Genomic DNA, 8,404 nt, shown 5'->3' with positions numbered 1-8,404 from the left:
GATGGTGGTTGGCAACAACGAACTCCGGCAATGGCTGCTGGTCTAACCGACCACGTTTGGAGTATAGAGGAATGGCTTACCTATCCGGTTAGAGGAAGTTAGCTAATTTCGGACACCACCGAAATTTTGGGGGTGAAGGAAAAATTCAAGGTGTGTGAAGAGCAATAAAACCTGTTCCTGACAGGTTCAGGAATCAACTCTCAATTTTATCCGAGAACCTACGTGTAACAAAAGGAGATATGAAGATTATAGAGATAAGGGGAATTAATTTTAAATTGTAAAATTACCATAATCTTTTGCCCAATTATCCAGGAAATTTATAATCTCCATATCTCCCTTATCTCCTTATCCCCTTTCTTACACTTTGATGTATCGCCTGAACGGTTACAGAAAAAGAGGAGAGTACAAGATGATGAAAAAAATTTTAGTAGTAGACGATGAGGAAAAAATTCGCCAGGCATTAGTTACTATTCTTACTAAAGAGGGTTACTTAGTAACTACTGCTAAGAATGGGCAAGAGGCACTAAATAAACCAATACAGGAGTTCTCATTAATAATTACTGATTTAAAGATGCCTCAGATGGACGGGTTAGAGCTTTTAAAAAAGGCTAAGAAAATCTCCCCGGATGTAATTGTGATTATGATTACTGCCTTTGGAACTCTTAAGACAGCAATTGAGGCAATGAAACAAGGGGCTTATGATTATATCACCAAGCCTTTTGAATTAGATGAGATAACCATCGTTGTTTCAAAGGCACTTCAACTATATAAAGAAATAAAAAAAGAGGCAAAGTTTGACGGGATTATTGGCAAAAGTCAAAAGATAAAAGAGGTGCATAAATTAATTAACCAGGTAGCTAAAACCAATACCTCTGTCCTAATTATAGGCGAGACGGGGACAGGTAAAGAGTTAGTGGCAAAGGCAATACATCGATTAAGTCTGCGGCATGATAAACCTTTTATAGCGGTTAATTGTGTGGCATTACCAGAAAACCTATTACAGAGTGAATTATTTGGACATGAAAAGGGTGCATTTACAGGGGCAATAAACCAACGACTGGGTAGATTTGAACTGGCTAATACAGGAACTATATTTTTAGATGAGGTTGGAGAGATGGATATGCCTATGCAGATTAAGTTACTGCGTGTATTGCAAGAAAGGGAGTTTGAACGAGTCGGAGGAACTAAAACTATCAAAGTAGATGTCAGGGTGATTGCCGCTACTAATCGTGACTTAGAAAGGGCTGTTAAAGAAGGAAAATATAGGGAAGAATTGTTCTATCGACTAAATGTTGTCCCAATATTTTTACCACCTTTGCGAGAAAGAAAGGATGACATTCCTATTTTGTTAGAGCATTTTTTAAAGATATTTAATCTTCGGACTAATAAAAATATACTTGAGATTACAAAAGAAGCACAAGAGATATTGACTTTATATGATTGGTCTGGAAATATTCGAGAACTTGAGAATGTCGTTGAAAGAATGGTAGTATTAGCTCAAGGTGATAAAATAGATATTGAGGATATCCCAAATAATATAATTAAGGCAAAAGAGAAGAGGGTATCATTTAAAGAGTCAGTATATCAAGCAAAGGCACAACTTGAGCGGGAATTGTTGATTAAAGTCCTCCAGGAAGTTAGCGGTAATCGGACAAAAGCCGCCAAAGCCCTTGGAGTAGACCGTAAAACCCTACAAAAGAAAATAAAAGAATATAGCTTAGTGGCTTAGAATCAAACCTTGATTATGGAATACAGAACAAAGTAAATTCCATAGTTAAGGTTGATCCTAAATTTTCCTTAATGGTTCCTGTCATAGTCTTCAGGATTTACTGCAATCTTTGAAAAAAAGATTGACAACATTTAAAAACTCTGCTATTATGTGTAATAGTGAAGGTTGTATTTCTACAAATTGTGGTCACCTATTTATCAACCAAAATATAAGGAAGTAACCTGGATGTCCCAAATTAAAAGGCTTTGGAATTATCTCAAAAGAAAGATAGACGAACTCTTTAATCCACCCATAGAAATGTACCTTAAAAGTGAAGATGTTTTTGGCCTACAATTGACGATTTATGTAACCCGTGTTGTTATCTTGTTCTGGCTTATAATTCGTTTTTATTTGTTTCAAGAGCCTATGGTGAGATATAATAAGATTATCTTCCCATCTATATTTATATTTTTGGGTTACCTGATAATCCTTTTTATCATTAGAATCAAGAATGAAAAATTTTTCCATTCTGTTAGATTTCAAAGGTGTCAAATTTTTATTGATACCCTTTTCTTCTCATTATTCTACCTTCTGACAGAAAATCCTTCTTCAGATTTCTTTCTCTTTTATCTTATACCAATACTTATAAGTGTAAATTCACTCAAATTTAAGGAAAGTCTATATGTTGTTAATAGTATAAATCTCATCCTGATTGTAACTGTATCTTTTCTGAATTTTATAAAACCTAATCCAACTAATCTTTTGATAATACTCATTCCAAGAGTCTTTTTCCTTTTCTTTGCATACTTTATCCTTTGGTTCTATCGAAGATTAGAAAGATTTCATAGAAATAGACTGGAAGCAATTTTTAAATCAATTAAAACAGATACCTGTATTATCAGGAAAAAGGATTGGCATGTGCTTTTTAGCAATAAAAAATTTCAGCCAGATACCCCCTGTTACCGCCAATTTCATCAAAGAGTAGAGCCATGTGAAAGATGTCCGGTAAAGGTAACTTTTGATGAAGGCAGGGATGCGGAAGAAATTATAGAAACTGTATCTAAGAAAGGGAAAAAGGTTTGGGATCTGGTATCCACTCCAATGAAAAATGAAAGGGATAAAATAGTATCTGCATTAACGATTGCTACAGATATAACAGAGAGAGAAAGATTGATTAAATTGACCAGAGATATGCTGAGCTCTGTAGAATTAGATGAGATGTTATATATTATCTTAAAACAGATAAATGAGATAGGATACGATAGAGTTCAGTTGTTTTTACTTTCAAGAGATAGAACTACTTTGAAAGGGAAAATACAAATTGGGTTAGATAAGGAGATAAATTTTACAGATAAAGTAATAGATTTAAGGCACAGTTCGTATAGATATTTACAAGATTTAGTTATGGAAGGCGATTATCAAATTATAAAGAATAGAGATGAGACTATGGAAGGCGATTCTATTCCTGATAAAATATTAGAAATATTAGATGAGAAAGAAGTAAAGGAATGGGTAAGTTTGCCACTGAGAGGAAAATCAGGGACTTTGGGGTTGATAGTGATTGATAATAAAAATACTAAAAATCCAATTACCGAAAATGACCGTAAACGATTAGCCGTGTATGCTAATCTTACCTCCCATGTTATAAATAATGCCTTCTTATCTGAAAGAGAAAGTGAAGCCACAAAACATTTCTTTGCCTTTGACGAAATGGTTCGTGGGATAGGGGAAGAAATAGCTCAATTAGACGGTTTCCCAACCAGAATACCATCTGAAAGTGAGATAGACTTAGATAAAATTTTATACATTATCTTAACTACTATTACGGCTGATACGGGATTGGGATTTAATAGAGCAATATTGTTATTGGCTGATGAAGAAAAGAGATATTTGAGAGGCAAAATGGCAATTGGGCTGACAAATGATGAAACCCCTGCCGTATGGGAAAAAATAAAGGGTATAGATATTTATGATTATATTACCCGATATGATAAAAATAAGGATGAGATACTCAATTCAAAATTAAACAAAAAGGTTAAGGAATTAACTATCCCTATTGATAAGGAAACGATATTTTCCCCAGATTCATTAGGGAGAGAGGGTAAACTCATAGAAGCAAAAGAATACCCCGAAGTGAAAAAACTTTTAACGGGTATGGAGGCAGAGATTTTTTTAATTACGCCATTGTGGGTTGGTAATAACTTCATCGGAGCCATTATTGCGGATAGAAAGTTCACTGAGGAACCAATTACCTGGACAGATATAGACATGTTATTACTTTTTGCCACTGAAATATCTACTATAATCGGAAATGTCAGAGTAATAGAGAGATTGAGAAGGTTAAATAAATCCCAGTCTGAGTTCATTCGAAATCTTGGACATCAGTTAGGGACTCCACTGACCAATGTCCGGCTGTGTCTTGAAAGTCTCCTCTCTGGTGTGGCAAAGAAAAACACTGAAAGAGCAGAAAGAGATATTAAAATTTTAAACAATCAGAGTGTAGATTTCAGCAGGATAATTGATAACCTGACGCAAGGAACAAAGATAGAAGACGGTTTGTTTATACCAACAAAAGAATCTCTCTCCATATCTGAGATTATTGCTGAAGTTTGGAATTTATTTAGTTTCTCTGCTTCTGAGAAAAATATTTCAATACAGATAAACTGTCCTTCTAATATTTCAAACATCGAAGCAGATAAACTTCAAATTAAAGATGTATTTCTTAATCTCCTTCACAATGCCATTAAATACTCACCAGAGAACACTCCAATAATAGTTAATGTTAGCCAGGATGATGATAAAAGTGAAAGGGTGGAGATTATTAACCAGGGTCAAATATCTGAGATAGACTTGCCCCATATATTTAAGAAAGATTATAAGCGTATAGAAGAGAAAACTAATCGTCGGATTGGACCGGTGAGGGGATTGGCGATTGTCAAATATACCATAGAGCAACATGGTGGAATTATTAGTATTGAAAGTCCACCAGGGAAAGGTGTGAGAGTTAACTTTACCTTGCCCATATCAAAACAACCAGCTAATAGCTAACAAGGAGGTATGATTAATAGAATGAAAAAAATATTGGTAGTGGATGATGAGAGATATATTGTGGAATTGATAGAGGAGGAATTGAAAGACGCAGGTTATGAAGTTATATCAGCTTCTAATGGGATTGAAGCTATTGACAGGGCAAAACAGGAAAAGCCAGCGTTGATTATACTCGATATTATGATGCCAACCCTTGGTGAAGAATGGAGTAACTGGATAAATCAGGAAGGATGGAAGGTTTATACCACTCTGCAAGAGGATACTACCACTAAAGATATACCAGTTATTATCCTTACCATAAGAGGTTGTGAAGCAGATAGAGAGATGGCAAAGAAACATAATCTAACATTTATTACCAAGCCTTTTAGTATGAAAGAATTAATAAAAGAAGTGAAGAAAAAGTTAGGAGATTTGTAGATAGACTATTCTATTTAAAGGCAGGTGAAAAATTTGGAAGATTTGAAGTCAGAATTGAAGTCAGAATTAAAGTATGCATGGGAGGAACTTGCTTTAATCTATAAGGTATGCGATAAGATGATTTATCAGCGAGGGGTAAGAGAAATAGCTAATTTCTTTTTATCCGAACTTATAGAACTATTGCAAGTAAAAGGTGGGCTTGTAGCATTATTAGATGAAAATTGGTCTGAGATGGTTATTGTGGCTTCTTCAGGAATTGACAAGAATATTGGAAGCGAACCAATTCAAATTGGGAAGGGAATGCATGGAAAGATAGTAAACAGGAAATATCCAGAGATTATTACAAAGTATTTAGAAAATGACCCTTTATTTAAACTATTTCCCTTTCAAATTGGCTCCCTTTTAAGTATACCTATGATAAGTGGAGAGAAAACGATAGGAGTAATTGGGTTATGGGATAAAATTGATGGAAGTAAGTTTACAGAAAGAGAATTGAATTTCGTTTTGTCGTTGGGAATCTTTGTTGGAGTAGCCATTGAGAATACCCGCTTGTATCAAGACCTTGAAAAAGCCCATAATAACCTTAAATTGCTGGGTGAAGCAGAGAGATTAAGACTTGTTAGTATGCTGAGTAATGCTGTGGCTCATCAGATGAGGAATCCTCTGGAGAATATGAGTCTTGCCATGATGTCATTAAAAACCGATATGTCTAATATTAATCCAGAAGTAGAAGAAGATATTAAGGATATTGATGAGGAAATAGAACGGCTCAGTAGCATTATCAATAATTTTCTTGAGTTCTCGCGACCTTCGAAAGAACCATGTATAAAGAAAGATGATTTAAACATTTTATTAGATAAAACTATAGCCATTGTAGAAGGCACAGCTAAGTTTAGAAATATAAAGATAGTTAGAAAGTTTGACCATAAGATACCTCTACTTCTGATTAATATTGACCAGATGAAAGAAGTATTTTTAAATCTTATCCTGAATGCCCAGGAGGCAATGTCAAAAGGAGGGAAATTAACAATCACTACAAAAACTGATACAGACAATATCCCTATAATTATCATTGAAGATACTGGAGTTGGAATTCCTGAAGAAAGAATAAGAGAGATATTTAACCCATTCTATACGACAAAGGCAGAAGGATTTGGCATAGGATTGGTAGTGGTAGAGAGAATAATCAGGGAACATAATGGTTCCATAGAAGTTAAGAGTGAGGTAGGAAAAGGAACAACATTTAAGATTAAATTAAAAGGAAAGGAGGCAAAGGAATGATTAATGGGAATAGAATCTTAGTGGTTGATGATGAAGAAAAGACAAGGAAGCATTTGAATAAATTTCTAACCCAAAGAGGGTATACGGTTGGTTTAGCGAAAGATGGAAGAAGTGGATTAAAAGAAATAAAGAAGACTCGATATGACCTGGCTTTGGTGGATATAGTGATGGAAGATGAAAGGGCTGGATTAGACCTTTTACAGGAGATAAATAAACTCTCTTCTACAACAGTACCCATAGTAATCACTGGATATGGAAGTATAGAGTCTTATGAGGAGGCAAAGAAAAATAGGGTTTATGATTACCTTATTAAGCCAATTAAGGGAGAACAGTTAAATGAGGTTGTTGAGAGAGGGTTAGAGTTACATCGTGAATTGGAAGTTAAGATGAAAAAGGAAAAGAGAGATGAGGTTTATGCAGTGCATAAAGAGAAACTCGAGGAGAAAGATGTAGGTAAATTTGTTGCCTTGAGCTACAATGAAAAGGAAGAACCTATTGTAGGAGAGGATGAGGCAGAAGTTATAGAAAAGGCATTAGAAAAATTTGGTAAAGGAGGGTTTTTCTTAAGAAGAATTGGTTACGAGACTATTATTCGAATAGGAGGAGGGTATGAACATAAGATATAGTTATCCATATTATCCTTATTTAAAGCTCAGGTTTACTGCTCGAAATCAACCAAGAGTCTATGATATAGATGCTTATATAGATACTGGTTTTTATGACGATGAAAGAAGACTTTTGCCTGGTTCAGAAGCTTCTATCCCCAAAAAACGGGTTCGGCTAATTGTACCTTTAAGATTCAGAGATGAATTGGGAAAACCAGATTTCTCAGAGTCAATAAGCTTAGCCGATGGTAGAGAATACGAAAGTCCTGCTTACTATGGAGGTATTAAGGTAAATGGAGAAACAAAGCCAAGACCAGCGGTTATACTTTGCCTTGGAAATGGATGTCTGATTGGAAGACATCTTATCGATGAGTTTAAGGTCTTTTTTGATAAAGGAAAGGTTCTGACTATCGAAGATTGTTAAAGATTATACTGAGGTATTTGCCACGGTGAATATAAGTGAGGCTATAAAGATAATAAGAGAAAAGATGCCTGTGGAACTTCAGATTTAGTTTCATTTAAGGGGTGATACAAAATATGGCCAGGGAAGATTTAGACAGGATTAAAAGATTATTAGGAGAACAGATAAGCCATTTTAAACTCTTAGAGAAAGATATAGCCAGACAAGAAATAGATGAGATTACGCCAATGTATACTATCGATTTCTATGAAATCCATACCTATATGTATCCATTTGGACCACGCAAAGAAATATATGAAACAGAAATAGTTAAAGATATGATGGAGACATATAAAGGAAGGTTTATTTTGCTTCCTGGCACCCTTGAGGAAATTTTTAGACATATAAAGGCGGTAATTCAAAAAGAAGGCTTTTATATGAAATGGAAATATAGGGAGTTTAGGAAGGACACTACAGTCAATAGCTTCCTTGAAGCCTTTGATAAAAGAAAAGATGATAAGACTATATATTCATTATACACCCAACTGAAAAAAAGATATAACTATCTCATTCGAGTTTTAGAAGGGATATCTCCGACAAGGGGTTCAATAAGACGACTTTCTCAGATAATGAAAGAAAAGAATTTGGTTTTTCCAGAGGAGGTTGGAATAAAGATTAGTGAGAACGATATAGAGGAGAAAGTTCTTAACACAGCATATCAAGAATTAGATATAATACGGTGGGGGAATAAACTATCAAATTGGGTAGATGCCCATAATTTTGCTGCCACTTATGCCTTAAATGAAAAGTATTATAGACTGGAGTTTCGTTAATTTATGGTGACATTGAGGCTGTCTGAATTAAAAAATTAAGAGGATTTAAAGCCTCGTTATGTCTATTAGGGTCTTGATTTTGGTCAAAGGTGGTAAAAATAGGGTTAAAAGC

General features: G+C 34.7%; 7 protein-coding genes. All 7 read left to right on the top strand.

Going from position 1 to position 8,404, the window contains the following annotated elements; all coding sequences use genetic code 11:
- The first annotated feature begins 409 nt into the window (after positions 1-409).
- The 7 genes from AB1414_11240 (at position 410) to AB1414_11210 (ending at position 8,292) form a co-directional block, all read left to right on the top strand.
- Positions 410-1,729 carry a sigma-54 dependent transcriptional regulator gene (locus AB1414_11240; GenBank protein MEW6608005.1) on the top strand — a complete coding sequence of 440 codons (1,320 nt, stop codon included), beginning with the start codon at positions 410-412 and terminating at the stop codon, positions 1,727-1,729.
- Positions 1,730-1,954: 225 nt separating this feature from the next.
- Positions 1,955-4,756 (top strand): ATP-binding protein, encoded by a 2,802-nt coding sequence (locus AB1414_11235; GenBank protein ID MEW6608004.1) that lies wholly within the window; start codon positions 1,955-1,957, stop codon positions 4,754-4,756.
- Between the two features lie 21 nt (positions 4,757-4,777).
- On the top strand, positions 4,778-5,173 hold the full coding sequence (locus AB1414_11230) for a response regulator (protein MEW6608003.1): 396 nt from the start codon (positions 4,778-4,780) through the stop codon (positions 5,171-5,173).
- Between the two features lie 33 nt (positions 5,174-5,206).
- Entirely contained in the window at positions 5,207-6,454 is a 1,248-nt protein-coding gene (locus AB1414_11225; protein MEW6608002.1) for an ATP-binding protein, read from the top strand.
- Entirely contained in the window at positions 6,451-7,080 is a 630-nt protein-coding gene (locus AB1414_11220) for a response regulator (GenBank protein ID MEW6608001.1), read from the top strand. The genes AB1414_11225 and AB1414_11220 overlap by 4 nt, the downstream gene beginning before the upstream one ends.
- Entirely contained in the window at positions 7,064-7,483 is a 420-nt protein-coding gene (locus tag AB1414_11215) for a hypothetical protein (GenBank protein MEW6608000.1), read from the top strand. The genes AB1414_11220 and AB1414_11215 overlap by 17 nt, the downstream gene beginning before the upstream one ends.
- A gap of 113 nt (positions 7,484-7,596) precedes the next feature.
- A complete protein-coding gene (locus AB1414_11210; protein ID MEW6607999.1) occupies positions 7,597-8,292 on the top strand; it encodes a hypothetical protein in 696 nt (231 codons plus the stop codon).
- The last annotated feature ends 112 nt before the right edge of the window (positions 8,293-8,404 follow it).

Source organism: bacterium (assembly GCA_040755795.1).
In the GTDB taxonomy this organism is placed as follows: Bacteria; UBA9089; CG2-30-40-21; order CG2-30-40-21; family SBAY01; genus JBFLXS01.
Note: the sequence above shows the minus strand (reverse complement) of the source record. Positions and strands in the feature narration are given on the sequence as shown.

Coding starts and splice junctions, on each gene's coding strand:
- AB1414_11240 (MEW6608005.1), top strand. CDS start 410: ATGATGAAAAAAATTTTAGTAGTAGACGATGAGGAAAAAATTCGCCAG.
- AB1414_11235 (MEW6608004.1), top strand. CDS start 1,955: ATGTCCCAAATTAAAAGGCTTTGGAATTATCTCAAAAGAAAGATAGAC.
- AB1414_11230 (MEW6608003.1), top strand. CDS start 4,778: ATGAAAAAAATATTGGTAGTGGATGATGAGAGATATATTGTGGAATTG.
- AB1414_11220 (MEW6608001.1), top strand. CDS start 6,451: ATGATTAATGGGAATAGAATCTTAGTGGTTGATGATGAAGAAAAGACA.
- AB1414_11215 (MEW6608000.1), top strand. CDS start 7,064: ATGAACATAAGATATAGTTATCCATATTATCCTTATTTAAAGCTCAGG.
- AB1414_11210 (MEW6607999.1), top strand. CDS start 7,597: ATGGCCAGGGAAGATTTAGACAGGATTAAAAGATTATTAGGAGAACAG.